20 protein-coding genes are annotated in these 21,777 nt (G+C 52.4%); 13 read left to right on the top strand and 7 right to left on the bottom strand.

The genetic code is table 11. The features are described from left to right. Positions 1-6: 6 nt before the first annotated feature. The 8 genes from SK36_RS18365 to SK36_RS18330 all read left to right on the top strand — a co-directional run bounded on the left by SK36_RS18365 (position 7) and on the right by SK36_RS18330 (position 7,096). Complete coding sequence (locus tag SK36_RS18365; RefSeq protein WP_008786042.1) at positions 7-369, top strand: SFCGS family glycine-rich protein; 363 nt, start codon at positions 7-9, stop codon at positions 367-369. 2 nt (positions 370-371) lie between these two features. Next, positions 372-671, top strand: coding sequence for a DUF4312 family protein (locus tag SK36_RS18360; RefSeq protein ID WP_045439135.1), 300 nt, complete (start codon positions 372-374; stop codon positions 669-671). Between the two features lie 22 nt (positions 672-693). Next, positions 694-1,470, top strand: a complete 777-nt coding sequence (locus SK36_RS18355) for a DUF4311 domain-containing protein (RefSeq protein ID WP_045439140.1) — start codon at positions 694-696, stop codon at positions 1,468-1,470. An 11-nt stretch (positions 1,471-1,481) separates the two neighbouring features. After that, positions 1,482-2,126 (top strand): DUF4310 family protein, encoded by a 645-nt coding sequence (locus SK36_RS18350; RefSeq protein ID WP_003830379.1) that lies wholly within the window; start codon positions 1,482-1,484, stop codon positions 2,124-2,126. A 62-nt stretch (positions 2,127-2,188) separates the two neighbouring features. Further along, positions 2,189-3,322 (top strand): amidohydrolase/deacetylase family metallohydrolase, encoded by a 1,134-nt coding sequence (locus SK36_RS18345; protein ID WP_048222276.1) that lies wholly within the window; start codon positions 2,189-2,191, stop codon positions 3,320-3,322. Next, positions 3,306-4,424: a DgaE family pyridoxal phosphate-dependent ammonia lyase gene (locus SK36_RS18340; RefSeq protein WP_048222274.1), complete on the top strand. Its 1,119-nt coding sequence runs from the start codon at positions 3,306-3,308 to the stop codon at positions 4,422-4,424. The genes SK36_RS18345 and SK36_RS18340 overlap by 17 nt, the downstream gene beginning before the upstream one ends. Beyond that, positions 4,421-5,161 (top strand): 2-dehydro-3-deoxy-phosphogluconate aldolase, encoded by a 741-nt coding sequence (gene dagF / locus SK36_RS18335; protein ID WP_048222271.1) that lies wholly within the window; start codon positions 4,421-4,423, stop codon positions 5,159-5,161. The genes SK36_RS18340 and dagF overlap by 4 nt, the downstream gene beginning before the upstream one ends. Before the next feature lie 21 nt (positions 5,162-5,182). Then, positions 5,183-7,096 carry a BglG family transcription antiterminator gene (locus SK36_RS18330; RefSeq protein ID WP_048222268.1) on the top strand — a complete coding sequence of 638 codons (1,914 nt, stop codon included), beginning with the start codon at positions 5,183-5,185 and terminating at the stop codon, positions 7,094-7,096. Between the two features lie 34 nt (positions 7,097-7,130). Here SK36_RS18330 and nrdG read toward each other — a convergent pair whose 3' ends face one another. The 5 genes from nrdG to treR form a co-directional block, all read right to left on the bottom strand. Next, a complete protein-coding gene (gene nrdG / locus SK36_RS18325) occupies positions 7,131-7,595 on the bottom strand; it encodes an anaerobic ribonucleoside-triphosphate reductase-activating protein (protein WP_048222265.1) in 465 nt (154 codons plus the stop codon). A 105-nt stretch (positions 7,596-7,700) separates the two neighbouring features. Further along, positions 7,701-9,839 carry an anaerobic ribonucleoside-triphosphate reductase gene (gene nrdD, locus SK36_RS18320; protein WP_048222263.1) on the bottom strand — a complete coding sequence of 713 codons (2,139 nt, stop codon included), beginning with the start codon at positions 9,837-9,839 and terminating at the stop codon, positions 7,701-7,703. A gap of 408 nt (positions 9,840-10,247) precedes the next feature. Next, positions 10,248-11,900 carry an alpha,alpha-phosphotrehalase gene (gene treC / locus SK36_RS18315; RefSeq protein WP_048222260.1) on the bottom strand — a complete coding sequence of 551 codons (1,653 nt, stop codon included), beginning with the start codon at positions 11,898-11,900 and terminating at the stop codon, positions 10,248-10,250. Between the two features lie 49 nt (positions 11,901-11,949). After that, positions 11,950-13,368: a PTS trehalose transporter subunit IIBC gene (gene treB, locus SK36_RS18310; protein ID WP_045439168.1), complete on the bottom strand. Its 1,419-nt coding sequence runs from the start codon at positions 13,366-13,368 to the stop codon at positions 11,950-11,952. A gap of 110 nt (positions 13,369-13,478) precedes the next feature. Further along, a complete protein-coding gene (gene treR / locus SK36_RS18305) occupies positions 13,479-14,450 on the bottom strand; it encodes a trehalose operon repressor TreR (RefSeq protein ID WP_255351280.1) in 972 nt (323 codons plus the stop codon). A gap of 156 nt (positions 14,451-14,606) precedes the next feature. Between treR and mgtL the strand changes: the two genes are divergently transcribed. The 5 genes from mgtL (at position 14,607) to SK36_RS18285 (ending at position 20,791) form a co-directional block, all read left to right on the top strand. After that, positions 14,607-14,696 (top strand): mgtA regulatory leader peptide MgtL, encoded by a 90-nt coding sequence (gene mgtL / locus SK36_RS25285; protein ID WP_404979418.1) that lies wholly within the window; start codon positions 14,607-14,609, stop codon positions 14,694-14,696. A 142-nt stretch (positions 14,697-14,838) separates the two neighbouring features. Continuing rightward, the gene (gene mgtA / locus SK36_RS18300; RefSeq protein ID WP_045439174.1) at positions 14,839-17,547 is read left to right on the top strand and encodes a magnesium-translocating P-type ATPase; all 2,709 of its coding nucleotides are present in this window, start codon (positions 14,839-14,841) and stop codon (positions 17,545-17,547) included. 377 nt (positions 17,548-17,924) lie between these two features. Then, on the top strand, positions 17,925-18,902 hold the full coding sequence (locus SK36_RS18295; RefSeq protein WP_045439178.1) for a TRAP transporter substrate-binding protein: 978 nt from the start codon (positions 17,925-17,927) through the stop codon (positions 18,900-18,902). A 62-nt stretch (positions 18,903-18,964) separates the two neighbouring features. Continuing rightward, a complete protein-coding gene (locus SK36_RS18290; RefSeq protein WP_045439181.1) occupies positions 18,965-19,474 on the top strand; it encodes a TRAP transporter small permease in 510 nt (169 codons plus the stop codon). Positions 19,475-19,504: 30 nt separating this feature from the next. Beyond that, positions 19,505-20,791: a TRAP transporter large permease gene (locus SK36_RS18285; protein WP_045439183.1), complete on the top strand. Its 1,287-nt coding sequence runs from the start codon at positions 19,505-19,507 to the stop codon at positions 20,789-20,791. A gap of 52 nt (positions 20,792-20,843) precedes the next feature. Here the strand turns inward: SK36_RS18285 and ridA are convergent, their stop codons facing one another. Together ridA and pyrI are read right to left on the bottom strand one after the other, a co-directional pair. Then, the gene (ridA, locus tag SK36_RS18280; protein WP_042321681.1) at positions 20,844-21,230 is read right to left on the bottom strand and encodes a 2-iminobutanoate/2-iminopropanoate deaminase; all 387 of its coding nucleotides are present in this window, start codon (positions 21,228-21,230) and stop codon (positions 20,844-20,846) included. 76 nt (positions 21,231-21,306) lie between these two features. Further along, a complete protein-coding gene (gene pyrI / locus SK36_RS18275) occupies positions 21,307-21,768 on the bottom strand; it encodes an aspartate carbamoyltransferase regulatory subunit (protein ID WP_003025816.1) in 462 nt (153 codons plus the stop codon). Positions 21,769-21,777 lie beyond the last annotated feature (9 nt).

The following is a 21,777-nucleotide window of genomic DNA, read 5'->3' as shown; positions in this document are numbered from 1 at the left end:
CAAAAGATGGAACAGATTACTGTGGTGATTGGCGATCGTCTGGGTAAGGGCCAGAAAGTGGCGGCAGGCGTTGAGAAAGCTGGTGGTCGTGCGGTCGTGGTGCCGGGTGTGGCGGCAGATATGAAACTGGGCGACGTTATGAAAGCGGAAAACGCCACCTTTGGCATCTCTTTTTGTGGCAGCGGCGGCGCGGGAGCCATCACTGCGCAGACCAAATATGGCTACAAAGCAAAATACGGCATGCGCTCAGTGGATGAGGGTGTGACCGCCATTAACGAAGGCTGCAACGTGCTGGGCTTTGGCTTTATGGATAAGGAAGAACTGGGCGAGCGTCTGGTACAGGCGTGGCAAAAGAAATACGGCGCTTGAGTATGAAAGAGCAATTCACCACGACGGTGAGAGTTACCGGCAAAGGCGACACTAAAGCACGCGCCTTTGCTGATGCCCTGAATCATGTTCAGGCTGCGGTGATGAAGGCATCGCCGCATATCTTACTGCGTATTGAGCCACAGGATGTGCAGGTTGTTCAAGCGCGTGAATCGGTGCGTAAAGAGGCATTTTTATTCTTCTTTATGCGCCGGGAAAGACGCACTTTCAGCGTGGAGCTGGATGTGACCGTCAACGTGACTGCCATCAATCTCGACAAGGTGGATTTCGTCACGCAACGCTGATTTACTATTAAAAGGCATAAATATGTTCCTGATAATATTAATAAAATCGCTCATCATCGGCGCGCTGGTTGGCGTGGGTGTCGGCGCTGGGGCTGCACGCATGTTTCATGCGCCTACCACTCAGGGGATGGGCGCATTTCGTACCCTGGGAGAACTGAATTCCTGCGAAGGGGATCCGGCTTCTCACTTCTCATTTGGTCTGGGTTTCTTCTTCAACGCCTGGGCATCATCCGTGGCGGCCGGCGCGTTCACTCAGGATGTCGATCACCGCATCATTCCTAACTGGGGCGCGGCGGCGTTGATGCTGAAAAACCGTAATGTCGGTGAAACGCTGCATGACCCTAAACGCATGGCGATTGCCTGTGGCGTTATCGGCATGATCGTCGTGACCTTTCTGAACTTGACCGCTTCATCCGTACCGGAAGCATTGCAGGTTACCGCTGTTAAGGTGTTGGTTCCTGCGGCAAACCTGCTGGTCAATACCGTGATGCCGGTGATCTTCTGGCTGGCGGCTATTGATGCCGGTAAGAAATCCGGTTTCTGGGCGACAGTCTTTGGTGGTGCAGCACAGCTCATTATGGGTAATGCGGTACCGGGTCTGGTACTCGGTATTCTGATTGGTAAAGGCGTAGAAGAGAGCGGCTGGAACCACGTCACCAAAGTGATGATGGTCGCTATCGTCGCGTTGTTCGTCCTGAGCGGCTTCTTCCGCGGCTTCGATATGAAGATGATCGAATCCTTCCATCTGACCGTGCCGAACTGGCTCGAACTGATCCACAACTCGCTCAGCGGCAAATAACGGAGGTCATCATGGAACAGAATAAAGGTTTTTGGTTTGCCGACTGGTCGTTCCCGATCTTCGTTGGCCTGCTCTCCTCCGGTGTCTTTGCCGGAACGCACATGTACTACCTGTACGGCATCGGCGCATTTAACGAAGTCGCATTTGTGGCGATGCTGAAAGCGGGAATGGACACCGGATCCTACGGCGCGGTTGCGGCGTTTGGCGCAAGTTTCCTGTTTGCCCGAATCATTGAAGGTTCGCTGGTAGGGATCCTTGATATCGGTGGGGCGATTCAGACCGGTGTTGGCCTGGGCGTCCCGGCATTGTTGCTGGGCGCGGGCATTATTTTCCCGGTAGCGAACTTTGCCGCCTCGTTGGTCACGGGTCTGGTGATTGGCCTGGCGATTGGTTACATCATCATTCTGGCGCGTAAGTTCACCATCAATCAGAGCGACTCGACCTATGGCGCTGACGTAATGATGGGGGCCGGTAACGCCTCTGGTCGCTTCCTTGGGCCGTTGATCATTCTCAGTGCGATGACTGCCTCCATCCCTATCGGTATCGGCTCTCTGGCGGGTGCGCTGCTGTTTTACCTGTGGCAAAAACCGATCACTGGCGGGGCGATCCTCGGTGCGATGATTTTGGGATCAATCTTCCCGATTGCGATTAGCTAACACTGCTGTTTTGTAGGCCGGACAGCGCGATTACTCAGCCCTGTCCGGCAAAGGAGAGAACGATGTTTGATTTACTCCTGCGCCATGCGCGTCTGGTTGACGATACGGTGAGCGATATTGCGCTCAAAGACGGCAAAATTGCGGCGCTGGGCGACGTTGATAGCCCGGCGGCGAAAACCATCGACTTACGCGGCGAGTGCTACGTCAGCGCAGGCTGGATTGATTCTCACGTCCACTGCTACCCGAAATCCCCGATTTATCATGACCAGCCAGACAGCGTCGGTATTGCCACCGGCGTCACCACGGTGGTCGATGCGGGTAGTACCGGGGCTGATGATATTGACGATTTTTACACGCTGACTCGTGAAGCGATCACTGATGTTTATGCGCTACTGAATATCTCTCGCGTTGGACTTATCGCCCAAAATGAACTGGCGAACATGGCCAACATTGATGCCGATGCGGTGCGACAGGCGGTCAACCGCTACCCTGATTTTATCGTCGGCCTGAAGGCGCGGATGAGCAGCAGCGTGGTCGGTGAAAACGGCATTACGCCGCTGGAGCATGCCAAAGTGATGCAGGCCGAAAACGGCGACTTGCCGTTGATGGTACATATTGGTAATAACCCGCCGGATCTGGATGAAATTGCCGAACGCCTGGCGGCGGGCGATATAATTACCCACTGTTACAACGGCAAACCGAACCGCATTCTGACGCCAGAAGGCGAGCTGCGAGCCTCGGTGTCGCAGGCTCTCGCGCGTGGTATTCGCCTTGATGTCGGGCACGGCACCGCCAGCTTGAGCTTTGCGGTCGCGAAGCGCGCCATCAGTTTAGGCATTCTGCCGCATACCATCAGCTCAGACATCTATTGCCGTAATCGCATCAGCGGCCCGGTGTATTCGCTTGCTAATGTGATGTCCAAGTTTCTCGCCATCGGCATGTCGCTACCGCAGGTTATTGACTGCGTGACCGCCAATGCTGCTGACGGTCTGCGTTTGAAAAACAAAGGCCGACTTCAGGTCGGTCAGGATGCTGATCTCACCCTCTTTATGCTTAAACGCCAGCCAGCCGTGCTGGTCGATGCAGAAAACGACAGCTTACAGGCAGATCAACTGCTGGTGCCGCTTGCCGCAATACGTGCGGGCAAGGGTTATATGACCGAACAAGGGAGCGCAGAACATGTCTTCGATTTTTGAAAAATACGATTTAAAACAGGTGATTAACACTTCAGGTCGCATGACGGCGCTCGGTGTTTCCACGCCGCGCCCGGAGGTAGTACAGGCCGCGATGGAAGGGATGAATCAGTACTTTGAGATGAAAGATCTGGTCAACAAAACAGGAGACTACATCGCAAAGCTACTGGAAGTAGAGGGGGCTACGGTCGTCTCCTGCGCTTCGGCAGGGATTGCCCTGTCGGTTGCAGCTGTGTTGGTTAAGGACAGTGACTGGCTGCTGGAAAATCTGCACGTTACGCCAATCGACAACAATGAAATCGTGCTGCCAAGAGGACACAACGTCAACTTTGGCGCACCGGTTGGCAGCATGGTGGCGCTTGGCGGCGGTAAGTTGGTGGAGGCGGGTTACGCTAACGAATGCTCTGCGGCACAACTGGCAGCCGCTATTACACCACGCACGGCGGCCATTCTGTATATCAAATCCCACCACTGTGTGCAGAAAAGCATGCTCAGTGTGGAGCAGGCCGCAGTGGTAGCGCGTACGCATAACTTGCCGCTGATTGTCGATGCGGCGGCGGAAGAAGATTTGCAATGCTATTACCGTGTTGGCGCGGACCTGGTGATTTATAGCGGTGCGAAAGCCATTGAAGGGCCAACCAGCGGTCTGGTGATCGGCAAAACTCAGTATGTCGAGTGGGTAAAACGCCAGACAGCGGGTATTGGGAGGGCAATGAAGGTCGGCAAAGAAGGCATTCTCGGTCTGACCTGCGCCATTGAACTCTATCTGAACGCGCAGAAAGAGAGCGGCGCGGAAATGGTGGAAAAAATGACACCATTTATCAATACGCTGAATACTTTTAATGGCGTTAGCGCCCGCGTGGTATGGGATAGCGCAGGACGCGACATCGCCCGTGCAGAGATTAAGTTTGACGAAGCGGTGACCGGTATTGCCACGGGTGAACTGGTTGATGCGCTTAAACAGGGTGAGTACGCGATTTATTTCCGTGGCTATAAAGCCAACGAAGGGATTATTGAAGCGGATGTGCGCAGCGTCGATCGCGCACAACTGGAGATTGTGGCGCGTCGTATTGGTGACGTGACCCGGCAGGAGAAAAGAGCATGAAACTGACCCCTAACTTTTATCGCGATCGCGTTTGCCTGAACGTGCTGGCGGGTTCCAAAGAGAATGCCCGGGATATTTATGCGGCGGCTGAAGGTCATGTGCTGGTCGGCGTGCTCTCTAAAAATTACCCGGATGTTGAAAGCGCTGTGGCGGATATGCGCGAATATGCGGCGCTTATCGACAATGCGCTCTCTGTGGGCCTGGGAGCCGGTGATCCCAACCAGTCGGCGATGGTCAGTGAAATCTCCCGCCAGGTACAGCCACAGCACGTAAACCAGGTTTTTACCGGCGTCGCAACCAGCCGTGCGCTGCTGGGGCAGAATGAGACGGTGGTCAATGGTCTTGTGTCACCTACCGGAACGCCTGGTATGGTCAAAATCTCCACCGGGCCGCTGAGCAGCCAGTCTCCGGATGGCATTGTTCCACTAGAAACAGCTATCGCCCTGCTCAAAGACATGGGCGGCAGTTCGATTAAATACTTCCCGATGGGCGGTCTCAAGTGCCGTAACGAGTACAAGGCTGTGGCCGAAGCCTGCGCCCGTCATGACTTCTGGCTGGAGCCAACTGGCGGTATTGACCTGGATAACTTCGCGGAAATCCTGCAGATAGCGCTTGATGCAGGCGTGAGCAAAATCATTCCTCACATTTATAGTTCTATTATTGATAGGGTGAATGGAAACACTCGCCCGGATGATGTACGCCAGCTGCTGGCGATCACCAGGGCCTGTGTAGGTTAACTGACTGATGAGGAAAAAGACGTGCGATTCCCCAACCAACGTTTAGCACAGCTGTTTGACATGCTGCAAAACGAGGCGCTGCCGCAGGATGAGCTGGCGCAGCGGTTGTCGGTTTCCACACGTACTGTACGAGCGGATATCACCGCGCTGAATACGCTACTCACCCAGTATGGCGCACAGTTTGTTCTCAGTCGGGGCAACGGCTACCAGCTTAAAATTGACGATCCGGCAAGTTATCACGCGTTGCAAACGCAGCAACCAGAGCAGCTGTTGCGTATACCGCGTACCAGCCGGGAACGGGTTCACTGGCTGGTGGTCCGTTTTCTGACATCGGCTTTTTCGCTAAAGTTGGAAGATTTAGCTGATGAATGGTTCATCAGTCGGGCGACGCTGCAGAATGACATGGCGGAGGTGCGTGAACACCTGCAACGTTATCATCTGACGCTGGAAACGCGCCCCCGGCATGGAATGAAGCTGTTCGGTAGCGAGATGGCGATTCGGGCCTGTTTGACCGATCTTCTGTGGACGCTGGCACAGCAAGATCCTGCCCATCCGCTGGTAATGGAAGAGGCGCTCAATGCTGGCGTACCGCAGCAGTTGCAACCTGTTTTACAGGATATTTTTTCCCGTTTTCATATCAGCCTGACCGATGAGGGCGAGCTTTTTCTGCGCTTATATTGTGCGGTGGCGGTACGCAGGATTAGCGAGGGGTATCCACTTCCTGAGTTCGCCGCAGAAGAAGTCGAACATGCGGTGTGCCTTGCTACGCGGGAAATTGCGGCGGTATTGCACCAGTTGGCAGATAAACCGCTTTCCGTTTTTGAAGAAAACTGGCTGAAGGTGCATATTGCTGCCCGTCAGGTTCAGGAGATCGCCCCCAGTGCCATCAATGCTGACGATGATGAGGCGCTGGTTAATTACATCCTGCGTTTTATCAACACCCAGTACAACTATAACCTGCTGAATGACCAGCAACTGCATGCCGATCTGCTAACGCATATTAAGACGATGATCACCCGGGTACGCTACCAGATCATGATCCCTAATCCGCTGCTGGAAAATATTAAACAGCACTATCCAATGGCATGGGACATGACACTTGCTGCCGTGTCGGGATGGGGGAAATACACCCCGTATACGATCAGTGAAAATGAGATTGGCTTCCTTGTCCTGCATATTGGTGTTGGGCTGGAACGTAGTTACAACATCGGTTACCAACGACAGCCCCGTGTACTTCTGGTCTGTGATGCGGGAAATGCGATGGCAAGGATGATTGAAGCGGTGCTGGCGCGTAAGTATTCACAGATTGAAATTGTAAGTACCGTGACGCTGCGAGACTATGAACAACGGGACAGTATTAGCGAAGACTTTGTTATCTCTACTGCGCGAATTAGCGAAAAAGATAAGCCCGTAGTGATGATTGCGCCGTTTCCAACAGATTATCAACTGGAGCAAATTGGTAAACTGGTGCTGGTGGACAGGACCCGCCCATGGATGCTGGACAAATACTTCGATGCGACGCATTTTCGTATTGTCGACGGGCAAATGGATCAACAGACGCTGTTCAACACACTATGCCATCAGTTGCAGGATGAAGGTTTTGTGGATGCGGAGTTTGTCAGTTCGGTGGTGGAACGTGAGGCCATCGTTAGCACCATGCTGGGTGACGGCATTGCACTACCGCACGCGCTCGGTTTGCTGGCCAAGAAAACGGTGGTCTACACGGTCCTCGCTCCGCAGGGCATTGCCTGGGGAGATGAAACCGCACACGTGATCTTTTTACTCGCCATCAGCAAAAGCGAGTACGAAGAGGCGATGGCAATCTACGATATTTTCGTTACTTTTCTGCGCGAACGCGCCATGGCAAGACTCTGTACCTGCCGTGACTTTAACGAATTCAAAGCAGTTGCGATGGAGTGTGTGAGCCGGTTTTGACAGGCGGAAAACAGAACATCATCCGCCTGAAGTGTTAGCGCAAATGATGCACAACCTGGTTGCTGCTACCGCGCCAGATAAGCGCCGGGTCTTTGAGATCCTGAACAAATTTACCATCGACCAGCACGTTGATGAGATCCACCACCTGCATTTGCTCGGCATTGAGCTCATCGAGTTTGTAGCCAGTCCACACCCAGATATCTTTTCCCGGACACTCAGCGTGAATGCGCTGTACCAGTTTCAGAATATCCGGCACGTTTTGCGGATGAAGTGGATCGCCGCCCGACAGCGAGATCCCCTGACGATGGATCCGTGTATCGTTCAGATCGGCAATGATCTTGTCTTCCATCTCTGTGGTAAACGGCTGGCCGGAGTTTAGCCGCCAGGTGCTTTTGTTATAGCAGCCGGGGCATTCGTGCACGCACCCTGAAACAAACAGGGTACAGCGAGTGCCGGGACCGTTGACGATGTCGACAGGGTAATACTGGTGATAATTCATTTCGCTTAACCATGCCGGATGGCGTTTTGCTTATCCGGCCTACAATGTATGCACAGTTTGTAGGCCCGGTAAGCGTAGCGCCACCGGGCATAAAACCGTGAGGGATTAACCGAGTTGCCCATTACCTAAATGCTTAACGCGGCGCTTCACTTCTTCTTGCTTACCGGCATTAAACGGGCGTGCGTCCGGGCTGCCTAAATAACCGCATACACGGCGGGTCACCGACACGCGGGCTGCATCATGATTACCACATTTCGGGCAGGTGAAGCCTTTGCTGGTGCACTCAAACTCACCGGTAAAGCCGCACTCATAGCACTCATCGATAGGCGTGTTAGTACCGTAATACGGCACATGCTGGTAGCTGTAATCCCAGACGTCTTCCAGCGCTTTCAGGTTATGCTGAATGTTCGGATACTCGCCGTAGCAAATGAAGCCGCCATTCGCCAGCGGCGGGTACGGTGCTTCGAAATCGATCTTGTCGTAAGGATTAACCTTTTTCTCCACGTCGAGGTGGAAGCTGTTGGTGTAGTAACCCTTGTCGGTCACGCCCGGCACGACACCAAACTCGGCGGTATCCAGACGGCAGAAACGATCGCACAGGTTTTCACTCGGTGTGCTGTACAGGCTGAAGCCGTAACCGGTCTCGTCTTTCCACTGATCGACTGCCTTACGCAGACGTTCGACAATGGCAATGCCCTTGGCACGAAGCTCTTCGCTGTCGTACAAGTGCGTATCACCAAATAGCGCATTGATGGTCTCGTGAATACCGATATAGCCCAGAGAGATTGATGCACGGCCATTTTTGAAGATTTCAGACACGTCATCATCCGCTTTCAGGCGCACACCGCAGGCACCTTCCATATACAGGATTGGCGCTACGCGGGCTTTTACGCCTTCCAGACGAGCGATGCGGGTCATCAGCGCTTTACGCGCCAGCACCAGGCGATCGTCCAGCAACTTCCAGAAAGTGGCTTCGTCGCCGTGGGCTTCCAGCGCAATACGTGGCAGGTTGAGGCTGATCACGCCGAGGTTGTTACGACCGTCATGGATCTGCTCGCCGTTCTCGTTTTCCCAAACACCGAGGAAACTACGACAGCCCATCGGGGTTTTGAACGAACCGGTGACTTTTACGACCTGATCGTAGTTCAGGATGTCCGGGTACATACGCTTGCTCGCGCACTCCAGCGCCAGCTGTTTGATGTCATAGTTCGGATCGCCAAACTTATGGTTCAGACCGTCACGGATAGCGAACACCAGTTTCGGGAAGACGGCAGTTTTACGATTTTTACCCAGACCGGCAATACGGTTACGCAGGATGGACTGCTGAATCAAACGAGATTCCCAACTGGTACCCAGGCCAAAACCAAAGGTGACGAACGGCGTCTGACCATTGGCGGTATGCAGCGTGTTCACTTCATACTCGAGTGACTGGAATGCGTCATAGCACTCTTTCTCGGTACGGGAATGCGCATAACCGTCTGCATCCGGGATCTGCCACTCTTCAGCAGTTTTGCGGTGTTTGTTAAAGCTCTCGGTCACGAACGGTGCCAGGACTTCATCAATACGGTTAATGGTGGTGCCACCGTAAATATGGCTGGCAACCTGCGCGATGATTTGTGCCGTAACGGCGGTTGCAGTCGAGATAGATTTTGGCGGCTCAATCTCCGCGTTACCCATCTTAAAGCCCTGCGTCAGCATGCCTTTCAGGTCGATCAGCATGCAGTTAAACATCGGGAAGAATGGCGAGTAGTCGAGATCGTGATAGTGAATATCACCACGCTCGTGTGCCTGGACGACATCACGCGGCAGCAGGTGCTGACGTGCATAGTGTTTGGCGACGATACCGGCCAGCAGGTCGCGCTGGGTCGGGATCACTTTACTGTCTTTATTGGCGTTTTCGTTCAGCAGAGCTGAGTTGGTTTGTTCAACCAGACCACGAATTTCCTGGTTCAGACGGCCACGTTTTTCACGCTGTATATCACGATCGTGGCGGTATTCGATGTACGCACGGGCGAGTTGTTTGTACGGACCAGACATCAGCTGGTTTTCTACCGCTGTCTGGATCTCGTTGATATCGACCTGGCTGCGCTCATTCATCTGGCTGCTAACGACTTCTGCGACGGTGGCACAGTAATCTGCGTCATCGACTCCCGCTGCTTTAGCTGCACGCAGAATGGCTTCTTTGATGCGCTCTGATTTAAACGGCACTTTACAGCCATCTCGTTTCATCACATGCGGTGTCATGATCACTCCATATTTATAAGAACAGGTTATCCACAGAGGTTAGTGAGCGTTCATCGGTTTATTCATCTTTCTATCCAATGACTTCTCGCAATCCAGACCTCTTTTATCCACATTTCCACTGCTATGAAGGGAAATGTTGTTGTAGCAATTGTAGTCGATTAATACAACATATTGGGTCGGAGTGCATTTTAAGTTCTATATGTAGTGATTTGCATCAAGGATGTTTACGTTTTTATTGACGTAGCTCAAAGTAAAAACTGGAGCGTACAGATGACGGGCACTGCAGCCGATTGTAAATTGTGGTGAGAAAAATCTGATTAATTATTCAACAAAAACAGAAGGGTAGGCTGGATGCATGCAGAGAAGCCCGGCAGCGCTATACGCACCGGGCTTAAAACCAATTGCAAGCTATTTTTGCAGCCACCAGATAGCTTCAAAAGGACGCAATGTCATGTCCCCGGGCTGGCTGGCGACCTCGGCATAGTTGTGCATCAGCACCCGCCAGTTTCCACCGGTATGGATCGGTTGCCAGGGTTGGAAGGTCTCGCTCAGGTTGGCAATGACCAGCAGCCGCTGTCCTTGCCATTCTCGCTGATAGCACCACAGATGCGGGCTTTCCGGTAACAGATCCTCGTAGTCGCCCCAGGTGATAACTGGTTCAGTTTTGCGTAAGGCGATCAGTTTCTGATAGGCGTAAAATACCGAATCGGCATCATCAAGCGCTGCTGAGACATTGATATCAGCCGCGTTGTCGCACAGATTGATCCACGGCTCCCCCTGCGTAAAACCGGCATGTTTGCTACGATCCCAGTGCATCGGCGTGCGGCTGTTATCGCGGGATTTACTGGCGAGGATCGCCAGCAGCTCATCGGCATCACGCCCAGCGGCATTCAGTTCGGCAAACATATTGTGGCTTTCCACATCGCGATAATCGGTAATCTGTCGAAAATGCGGGTTGGTCATGCCAATCTCTTCGCCCTGGTAGATATAGGGTGTGCCCTGCATACCGTGCAGCACCATTGCCAGCATTTTGGCCGCAGGTATGCGGTATTTCCCTTCATCACCAAAGCGTGAAACGATGCGCGGCTGATCGTGGTTACACCAGAACAGTGCGTTCCAGGCGGTGTCGTGCATACCCTGCTGCCAGTGGCGAAACAGGGCTTTCAACGCCACATAATCTGGCTTTGCCAGTGTCCACTTTTCACCATTGGGGTAGTCTACTTTCAGGTGGTGGAAGTTGAAGGTCATCGACAATTCGCTGCCGTCCTGTGCGGCGTATTGCTGACAATGAGCAAGCGAAGTAGAGGACATCTCGCCCACCGTCATCAGATTACGTGGCGTGAAGACGTCACGGTTCATTTCGCGTAAAAATTCATGCACGCGTGGGCCATCGGTATAAAAACGGCGTCCATCACCGTCAGGATCGCTCGGGAAGTCCTGCTCTTTGGAGATAAGGTTCACGACGTCGAGGCGCAGTCCATCTACGCCGCGATCGGCCCAGAATTCACAGACTTTTTTCAGCTCCGCGCGCACTGCCGGGTTTTCCCAGTTCAGGTCAGCCTGCTCCTGGGCAAAGAGGTGCAGATAATACTGCTCGCTTTCAGCGTGCCAGCCCCAGGCGCTGCCACCGAATTTTGAACGCCAGTTATTCGGGCATGCGTCCGGTGTACCATCGCGCCAGATATAAAACTGACGATACGGACTGTCTTTATCCAGCGACTCGCGAAACCAGGCGTGTTGCGTCGAAGTATGGTTAAACACCATATCCAGAATAATACGGATGCCGCGCGTTTTCGCCTGCGCCACCAGTTCGTCAAAATCATCCAGCGTACCGTAGGCCGGGTCGACGGAAATGTAATCAGCGACATCGTAGCCGTTATCAACCTGCGGCGAAATGTAGAATGGCGTCAGCCAGATGGCATCTATCCCCAGTTTTTGCAGATAGTCGAGACGTTGTGTCACACCGCGTAAATCGCCAGTGCCGCTACCGGTTGTGTCCTGAAAACTCTTGGGGTAAATCTGATAGATAACGCCGTTTTGCCACCAGTGGGGAATATTCATCGTTATTTCCTGCAAATGCGATGGGGCGCAACTGCGCCCCGAAAAAAAGTCAGACAATCTGTAATGTGCCCTGACGGTATTTACGCTGGTAGATGAACGAGGTCAGTACCATCGGGATAACAATCGATATAACCATTGCCAGGCCAAATACCTGCCAGTAGGTTGGCTGGATGGAAAGGATGCCCGGCAAGCCGCCGACGCCAATACCATTCGCCATCACGCCGTTCAGACCGCACAGCAGTCCGGCAAGGCCGGAGCCGATCATCGCGCATAGCATCGGGAAACGGTATTTCAGGTTGATGCCGTACATTGCCGGTTCAGTCACTCCCAGATAAGCGGAGATCGCAGCAGGAACGGAAATTTCCCGCTCGTTATGTTTACGACTGGAGATAATGATGCCGACCACTGCAGAGGCCTGAGCGATATTCGACAGCGCAATGAGCGGCCACACAGGCGTTCCGCCCATGCTTTGAATCATCTGCATGTCGATAGCGAGCGTGGTCTGATGCACTCCGGTGATCACCAGTGGGGCGTACAGGAAGCCGAACAGCGCTGCGCCAATCGGAGCAAAACTGCCGGTCATCAGATGACGCACAGCAAAGGCGACACCATCGCCAATCCAGCGGCCAAACGGACCAATAAACGCATGGGCGAGGAACACCGCGAGGATCAGTGAGCACACCGGAACCACCACCAGATACAGGTAGTCCGGGACGATGCGTTTCAGGCGCGTTTCAATCAATCCAAGTGCCAGACCTGCCAGCAGAGCTGGAATGACCTGTGCCTGATAACCGACTTTTTCGATAGTAAACAGGCCGAAATTCCATACTTCCGGCACTTGCTGACCCAGCAGGTAGGCGTTCATCAGTTGCGGGGAAACCAGCGTGACGCCGAGCACAATGCCAAGGATCGGCGTACCGCCCATTTTCTTCACCGCAGACCAGCAGATCCCGACCGGCAGATAGAAGAAAATCGCCTCGCCAATCAGCCACAGAAAGTCATAAAGTGTTTTCAGTGAGGGATACATCTGCGCCAGCGTCTGGCCGTTGCTCATCGGCAGATCGCCGATCACGTTACGAAACCCTAAGATCAAGCCTCCGCTAATCAACGCCGGCAGCAGCGGGAAGAAGATCTCTGCGAAATGAGAAATCATCTGCTCGTGCCATTTCATGTTCTGCCGCGCGGCTTTTTTCGCCTGCTCTTTGTCGGCACTGGCCTGTCCGGTGGTCGCCAGCAGCGCTTTGTAGTAATCGCCCACCTCGGTGCCAATCACCACCTGGAACTGCCCGGCGTTGGTGAAACAGCCTTTGACCATCGGAAGTTGTTCGATCTCTTTCGGCCTGGCGTTCGCAGGCTGATTCAGCACAAAACGCAGGCGCGTGATGCAATGACTCACCGTGGCGATATTGTCGCGCCCGCCCACCAGCTCAATCAGCCGATCGATGTCTGCTTGTTTTATTTTGCTCATTATTAAGCCCTGTTGTTGACCTGGCGTCAGAGTATATCTTCGTTGAATATTTAAAAATGGGAACGTTCCCGAAACGTAGCGAAGATCACAAATTAACGCTCAGAAAGCGATCAGGAAAGGGTGGATGGGATGATGATTTGGCGCGGCTCGCTGCGGCCGTTGATCTGTTCGATCAGCTGTAAAGCCGCCTGTCGTCCGGCTTCGGCGTAACCGGGATCGACAGTGATGATCTCCGGATGGAGGAATTTCATCAGTGGTGTATTCCCCACACTCGCCAGTTGCAGATTATCGATCCGCTGCTCCTGCAAATATTTGCTGACCCCAAGGGCAAGGGTATCCGTCGCGCATACCAGGGCCGTGGTTTCCGGAGTAATGACATCTGCGGCATGCTCATAACCCTGCTTCATGGCGAGACCTGGCAGAGCAGCAACAGGATGCAGTTTATGTTTCTTGCAGAATGCAAGGTAAGCCTCATGGCGGCGCTTACCGGTGGTCACATCGCTATGGGGAACACCAAGAAAACTGATCTGGCGATGTTCACGGCCGTACAGACGTTGCATCAGAGTATGGATTGCACCCTCATCGTCATAACAGACGGAGGCGAAACCTTTGGCATCTCTTGCCAGTAGCACCAGAGAGTCCTGCCAGGAAGCGATCATGACTTCTGTAATACCGGTAAAACCAAACAGTACCACGCCGTCAATATTGCGACGTCTGAGCATGCCCAAATGCTCTTCTACCAGTTCAGGTGAAAACTGGCTTTCCATCATAATAGGATCGTAACCCTGCTCATAGAAGGCGGGCAGCATGGTCTGGACGGCGAGATTTTCTGAAAGTGAATCCAGGCGCGTGACGATAATTGCTACCACTTTGTCACTTTGCCCACGCATGGCGCGTGCGGAGCGGGAAGGGGAAAAACCGTGCTGATTCATTACCGCTTCAACACGTTCACGGGTGCGTTCGCTGACACCGCTTTCATTGTTGAGAACGCGGGAAACTGTTGATTTTCCCACGCCGCTTAAGCGGGCGATGTCTTTAATAGTCAGCCGATTCTGCATCCTGTTTTCCCGTAGCGCATTCAGTTTTAATTAAGAGGGTAACTTTACTCAAGTGGAGTGCAATGGGCAAAGTCTGCTTTATTTACTTTGTTATTCAGGCAATGTGTATACGTTTGGTTTAGTTACTGTGGTTTATCATACCGCCATAATTGCCACGAACCTTATGGTTTTCTGCGTATAATGCGCCGCGCAACTCACTCACTTACCGGAGGCTGTATGGATCCCGATCCCACCCCTCTCCCGAAACGGAGAAATAAACCTTTCCGGTAAGCCTGCTTTCACTGTCTTACCGGATATGTAAGACAGTGACGTTCTGACGTCCCTGTTGTGATTTTAGATTGCCATCAGGCAAGGCTTTGCTGTGCCTGATGTATTCACTGCGCCTGTGTTTACTGGCGCAGGGGGACTGCCTATGTTTAAAAATATTACCCGCCAGCTGTTTGCCCGGCTCAATCGTCATTTGCCGCATCGTCTGGTGCATCGCGATCCATTGCCCAATGCCCAGGCCGTTGCCAGCGCGCCGATCCCACCTTCCCTGAGCGAACATTGCCTGAAAATGGCGCTGATGGAAGAGGAAGCACTGTGGAAAACGTTTGATGCGCATCCTGAAGGCTTGAACGCCGCTGAAGTGGAAAGTGCCCGTGAGAAACACGGTGAAAACCAGTTGCCGGCACAGAAACCGTTGCCGTGGTGGGTGCATCTGTGGGTCTGTTACCGTAACCCATTTAATATTTTGCTCACCATTCTGGGCGGCATTTCCTATGCCACTGAGGATCTGTTTGCTGCAGGCGTAATTGCCCTGATGGTTGCTATCTCTACGTTACTGAATTTTGTGCAGGAGGCGCGTTCAACCAAAGCGGCAGATGCGCTGAAAGCGATGGTCAGCAACACCGCCACGGTACTGCGGGTGATCAACGAGAAAGGAGAAAACGGCTGGGTAGAGTTGCCGATCGACCAGCTTGTTCCTGGCGACATTATCAAACTGGCGGCAGGCGATATGATCCCGGCTGACTTACGCATCGTTCAGGCGCGTGACCTGTTTGTGGCGCAAGCCTCGCTTACCGGAGAATCACTGCCGGTTGAGAAAGTGGCGAACAGCCGAGACCCGCAGCAAAGCAACCCGCTGGAGTGCGATACCCTGTGCTTTATGGGCACCAACGTGGTGAGCGGTACGGCGCAGGCTATCGTCATTTCTACCGGGGCCAATACCTGGTTTGGACAACTGGCGGGTCGGGTTACTGAGCAGGAAAGCGAGCAGAATGCGTTCCAGAAAGGGATCAGCCGCGTCAGCATGCTGTTGATCCGTTTTATGCTGGTGATGGCACCTGTTGTGCTTATCATCAACGGTTATACCAAAGGGGACTGGTGGGAAGCGGCGCTGTTTGCTCTTTCTGTGGCGGTGGGACTGACGCCGGAAATGCTGCCCATGATCGTCACTTCCACGCTGGCGCGTGGTGCGGTGAAACTGTCGAAGCAAAAAGTTATCGTTAAGCACCTTGATGCCATCCAGAACTTTGGCGCGATGGATATTCTGTGCACCGATAAAACCGGTACGCTAACCCAGGACAAAATCGTGCTGGAGAATCATACCGATATCTCCGGTAAGCCCAGTGAGCATGTGCTGCATTCCGCGTGGCTGAACAGCCATTACCAGACCGGGCTGAAAAACCTGCTGGATACCGCGGTGCTGGAAGGTGTTGATGAAGAATCGGCCCGCCTGCTCTCTACCCGCTGGCAGAAAATCGATGAGATCCCGTTTGATTTCGAGCGCCGCCGGATGTCGGTGGTAGTGGCGGAAGAAACTGATGTGCATCAGCTGGTGTGCAAAGGGGCACTACAGGAGATCCTCAGTGTCTGTACCCAGGTGCGTCACAATGGCGAGATTGTTCCGCTGGATGACAATATGCTGCGTCGGGTTAAGCGCGTTACCGATACGCTTAACCGCCAGGGATTGCGCGTGGTGGCGGTGGCGACCAAATACCTGCCTGCACGTGAGGGAGATTATCAGCGTATTGATGAGTCCGACCTGATCCTCGAAGGATACATTGCGTTCCTCGATCCGCCGAAAGAGACCACCGCTCCGGCTCTGAAGGCGCTGAAGGCCAGCGGTATTACGGTGAAAATCCTCACCGGAGACAGCGAACTGGTGGCGGCAAAAGTCTGTCACGAAGTAGGTCTGGATGCGGGCGATGTGGTTATTGGTAGCAGCATTGAAGGGCTAAGCGATGACGAGCTGGCACAACTGGCCCAGAGCACGACGCTGTTTGCCCGTCTTACGCCGATGCACAAAGAGCGCATTGTCACGTTGCTGAAACGCGAAGGTCATGTGGTTGGATTTATGGGCGATGGCATTAACGATGCCCCGGCACTGCGTGCGGCGGATATTGGCATCTCCGTTGATGGTGCGGTCGATATTGCCCGTGAAGCGGCAGATATCATCCTGCTGGAAAAGAGCCTGATGGTACTGGAAGAAGGGGTCATCGAGGGGCGTCGTACCTTCTCGAATATGCTTAAGTATATCAAAATGACCGCCAGCTCTAACTTTGGTAACGTTTTTAGCGTGCTGGTGGCGAGCGCATTTCTGCCTTTCCTGCCAATGTTGCCGCTGCACTTACTGATTCAGAACCTGCTGTATGATGTATCCCAGGTTGCTATTCCTTTTGATAACGTTGATGAAGAGCAGATCAAAAAACCGCAGCGCTGGAATCCTGCCGAACTGGGCCGCTTTATGTTGTTCTTTGGGCCAATCAGCTCCATCTTCGATATTCTGACATTTTGTCTGATGTGGTTCGTCTTCCATGCCAATACGCCAGAACATCAGACGTTGTTCCAGTCTGGCTGGTTTGTGGTGGGTCTGCTGTCGCAAACGCTGATTGTGCATATGATCCGTACCCGCCGTGTACCGTTTATCCAGAGCCGTGCTGCATGGCCGTTAATGCTGATGACGCTGGTGGTCATGGTGGTGGGGATTGCGCTGCCATTCTCACCGTTGGCCAGCTACTTACAATTACAGGCTCTGCCGCTGAGCTACTTCCCGTGGCTGATTGCGATTCTGGCTGGTTACATGACATTGACCCAATTAGTGAAAGGTTTTTATAGCCGTCGCTACGGCTGGCAATAATCTTTTAGTTCTCTGCCGGATAGTGCTTGGGTCACTATCCGGCATTTTTTTATTTCATTCGAAGATATTACTCGACGATATTTCTGTTTTATTTTTATTGAAATACTAACAGGGCAAATTGGTAACAATCCCTTCCTCTCTCTTTGTTTTCTTATCAATAAAACGATCTGCGTTGCAAAAATGAAACACTGTGCTAAAAATTATTAGCGTTGACGTTTTTTTGTGAAGGCAGTCAGTGAAATAAATTGTTACACCAGTTAGTCTGCACAGGTAACGTCGTAAAGAAAGTTTCTCGCTGCCCATTTCTAATTCCGGCAGTCATTTGCTCTGCAAGCTATTCCTGTTAATGGATATTATGAACTTCTGGAGAAGGACAAATGAAACTGACAAAAAACCTGTTAAGTCTGTGCATTGGTGTATCAGTATTACTGACCAGCCATTCAACGTTGGCCCAAACTTTTCGCGCCGCAGATGTTCACCCGGCTGATTACCCGAACGTTGTGGCAGTGAAGCACATGGGAGAGAAGCTGAGTGCTGCAACGGATGGTCGTCTGGAGATTAAAACATTTCCGGGTGGCGTGTTGGGCGACGAAAAACAGATGATTGAGCAGGCACAATTAGGCGCTATCGATATTATTCGTGTCTCGATGACGCCAGTAGCAGCAATACTCCCTGAGATTAACGTGTTTACACTGCCGTATATTTTCCGCGATGAAAACCATATGCATCAGGTGCTTGACGGTATGATTGGCCAGGAAATTGGCGATCGCCTGACGGCAAACAGTAAATCACGTCTGGTGTTTCTCGGCTGGATGGATGCCGGAACACGTAACCTGATTACCAAAAACCCGGTGGTTAAACCGGAAGATTTGCACGGTATGAAAATCCGCGTTCAGGCGAGCCCGATCGCGCTGGATACTTTAAAAGCAATGGGCGCTAACTCCATTGTAATGGGCGTCAGCGAAGTGTTTAGCGGAATGCAGACTGGCGTCATTGACGGAACGGAAAATAACCCGCCAACGTTTGTTGCGCACAACTATTTGCCTGTCGTTAAAAACTATACCTGGAGTAAACATTTTATTATCCCGGAGCTATTTCTTTTCTCGAAGGCTAAATGGGATAAATTGAAAAAAGAGGACCAGGATCTCATCATTAAACTCGCTAAAGAAGCGCAAGTAGAACAGCGCAAGCTCTGGGCTGCCTATAATGAGAAGTCTCTGGAAACCATGAAAGCTAATGGCGTTCAGTTCCATGATATTGATACCGATTATTTCTTTAAAGCCACGCAATCGGTAAGGGATAATTACGGTAAAGAACACCAGGATTTGATCAAACGTATTCAGGATGTGAAGTAATTTATTGGGCGGGTGGGATTAACCATCCGTCTGAATCTTTTGATTAATTCGAGGTGATGATGATGGGTGAATGCTATTCATCAGTAATGGATTTTCTTTACCGGATCTCAATGTGGATTGCCGGAGTCGCATTATTGGTTATGGTCGCCATTATTCCTGTCGGGATATTTGCACGTTATGTTCTGAATAATGCACTGTCATGGCCTGAGCCAGTCGCCATTCTCTGTATGGTGACATTCACCTTTATTGGCGCGGCGGTAAGCTATCGCGCAGGTTCCCATATCGCGGTGAGTATGGTCACTGATCGCCTGGGAGATTCCGCCCGTCGCTACTGCTCGATTGTCGCTGATCTCATGCTGATTGCGATAAGCCTGTTCATTCTCTGGTACGGAACCACGCTGTGTCTTGAATTGTGGGATCAAGCCGTCGCGGAATTCCCGCTTCTCAGTGCCGGGCAAAACTATCTCCCGCTGCCCATTGGTTCTGCCATCACGCTACTTTTTATTGCTGAAAAGATTTGTCGTGGTCCGCAGTATCAGCGTCCTGTTGTCATGCTGGGATCGACCAGCTAGTTACCGCCCCCATTTCATAAAGGAAAGCAGATGGATGCATTTATTCTCGTCTTTACGCTCGGCATTATGCTGGCGATTGGGGTACCGGTAGCGTACGCGGTTGGTATTAGCGCCATCATTGGGGCCTGGTATATTGATATCCCGCTGGAAGCGGTGATGATCCAACTGACCAGCGGCGTGAACAAATTTTCATTGCTGGCTATCCCGTTCTTTATTCTGGCCGGAGCGATTATGGCCGAAGGCGGGATTGCTCGTCGGCTGGTGAATTTTGCCTATATTTTCGTTGGCTTCATTCGCGGTGGGCTGTCGCTGGTTAACATTGTGGCTTCCACCTTTTTTGGCGCGATTTCCGGATCATCCGTGGCAGACACCGCCTCCATCGGTTCGGTGATGATCCCGGAGATGGACAAAAAAGGTTACCCACGTGACTTTGCTGCGGCGGTGACCGCCAGTGGATCGGTACAGGCGATCCTTACGCCACCCAGCCATAACTCCGTTATTTACTCGCTGGCGACCGGCGGTACGGTTTCGATTGCTGCGCTGTTCATCGCCGGGATCCTGCCTGGTTTGTTGTTAAGCTTTAGCCTGATGGTGATGTGCGTGGCGTTTGCGCACAAGCGTGGTTATCCGAAAGGCGAGCGCGTACCGTTTCGTCAGGCATTGAAGATTTTTGTTGATACGCTGTGGGGCCTGATGACGGTGGTTATCATCATGGGTGGCATCCTATCAGGTATCTTTACCGCGACGGAGTCAGCGGCGATTGCCTGCCTGTGGGCCTTCTTTGTCACGATGTTTATCTATCGCGACTATAAGTGGTCTGAGCTACCGAAACTGATGTTCCGCACGGTGAAAACGGTCACTATCGTCATGATTTTGATTGGTTTTGCTGCCGCGTTCGGCGCGGTGATGACCTATATGCAGTTGCCGATGCGCATCACCGAAGCCTTTACCAGCATCTCGGATAACAAATACGTCATCCTGATGTGTATTAACATTATGCTGCTACTGATCGGTACATTGATGGATATGGCACCGCTGATCCTGATCCTGACGCCGGTCCTGTTGCCTGTAACCAACGCGCTCGGTATTGATCCGGTCCATTTTGGTATGATCATGCTGGTTAACTTAGGGATTGGGCTAATTACGCCGCCGGTAGGATCGGTGTTGTTTGTTGCCAGTGCGGTGAGTAAGCAGAAGATTGAACAAGTGGTGAAGGCGATGCTGCCGTTCTACGCCGTACTTTTTCTGGTACTGATGTTAGTGACGTATATTCCGGCGATTTCGTTATTCCTGCCGAAATTGTTTGGCGTGCTGTGATTGCCATGCAGTGACAAAAATCCGGGCTTTCGCGCCCGGATTTCTTCATTGTTTAGCGACGAACGGCGATCGCTTCAATCTCGATTTTCACGTCTTTCGGCAGACGGGCAACTTCCACGCAAGAGCGCGCAGGGAAGGTGGCGTTGTGCTCGGTGAAGAACGCTTCGTAGGTGGCGTTAACGGTGGCGAAATCGTTCAGGTCTTTAACGAACACGGTTGTTTTTACGATGTCGCCGACTTTCAGGCCTGCAGCTTCTACGATTGCCTTCACGTTTTCCAGCGACTGACGCGCCTGAGCGGACACGTCTTCCGATACGCTACCGGTTTTTGGATCGACCGGGATCTGACCGGAAGTGATGATCATGCTACCCAGGTCTACGCCCTGAACGTATGGGCCGATTGCTGCTGGTGCATTTTCCGTCGCGATAGTCTTGCTCATGATTTCTCCTGAATTACAGCGGTAATAGAATGTTCCCGGTCATTATAGGGAGCCGGGAATTCATTACCAACCCCAATTAGTTGGCCAGCACCACATAATGCGAAAACTCTTTTTCACAGTATTTGCATTTGAGTGCGATGTCATCGGCGCGCTTTTTCACTGCAAAACTGGATGAAACCGGCTCAGCATGGCTGATGCAGTTGCTGTTCGGGCATACCAGCACATTATCGATACGCTCCGGCAGGCTGGGGCGCGATTTACCCACGACGTCATAGTCGTCAATGCGATTTACCGTCGCTTGTGGAGCGTACAGGGACAACTGGTTAACCTGCTCGTCGGTCAGGAAGGTATTTTCAATTTTAATCAGGTCCTTACGGCCCATCTCGCCAGACGGCAGGTTCAGACCGATAGTGATACGCTGGTCGGTCTCTGTCAGTTTGAACAGCGTCAGCAGCTTGAAACCAACCTGTGCGGGAATATGGTCAATCACAGTGCCACGTTTGATGGCTTCTACTTGCAGTTTGTTATCGTGTGTCATCGTCATTTC

Source organism: Citrobacter sp. MGH106 (assembly GCF_001037495.1).
In the GTDB taxonomy this organism is placed as follows: domain Bacteria; phylum Pseudomonadota; class Gammaproteobacteria; order Enterobacterales; family Enterobacteriaceae; genus Citrobacter; species Citrobacter murliniae.
This window is presented reverse-complemented; position numbering and strand designations above follow the sequence as displayed.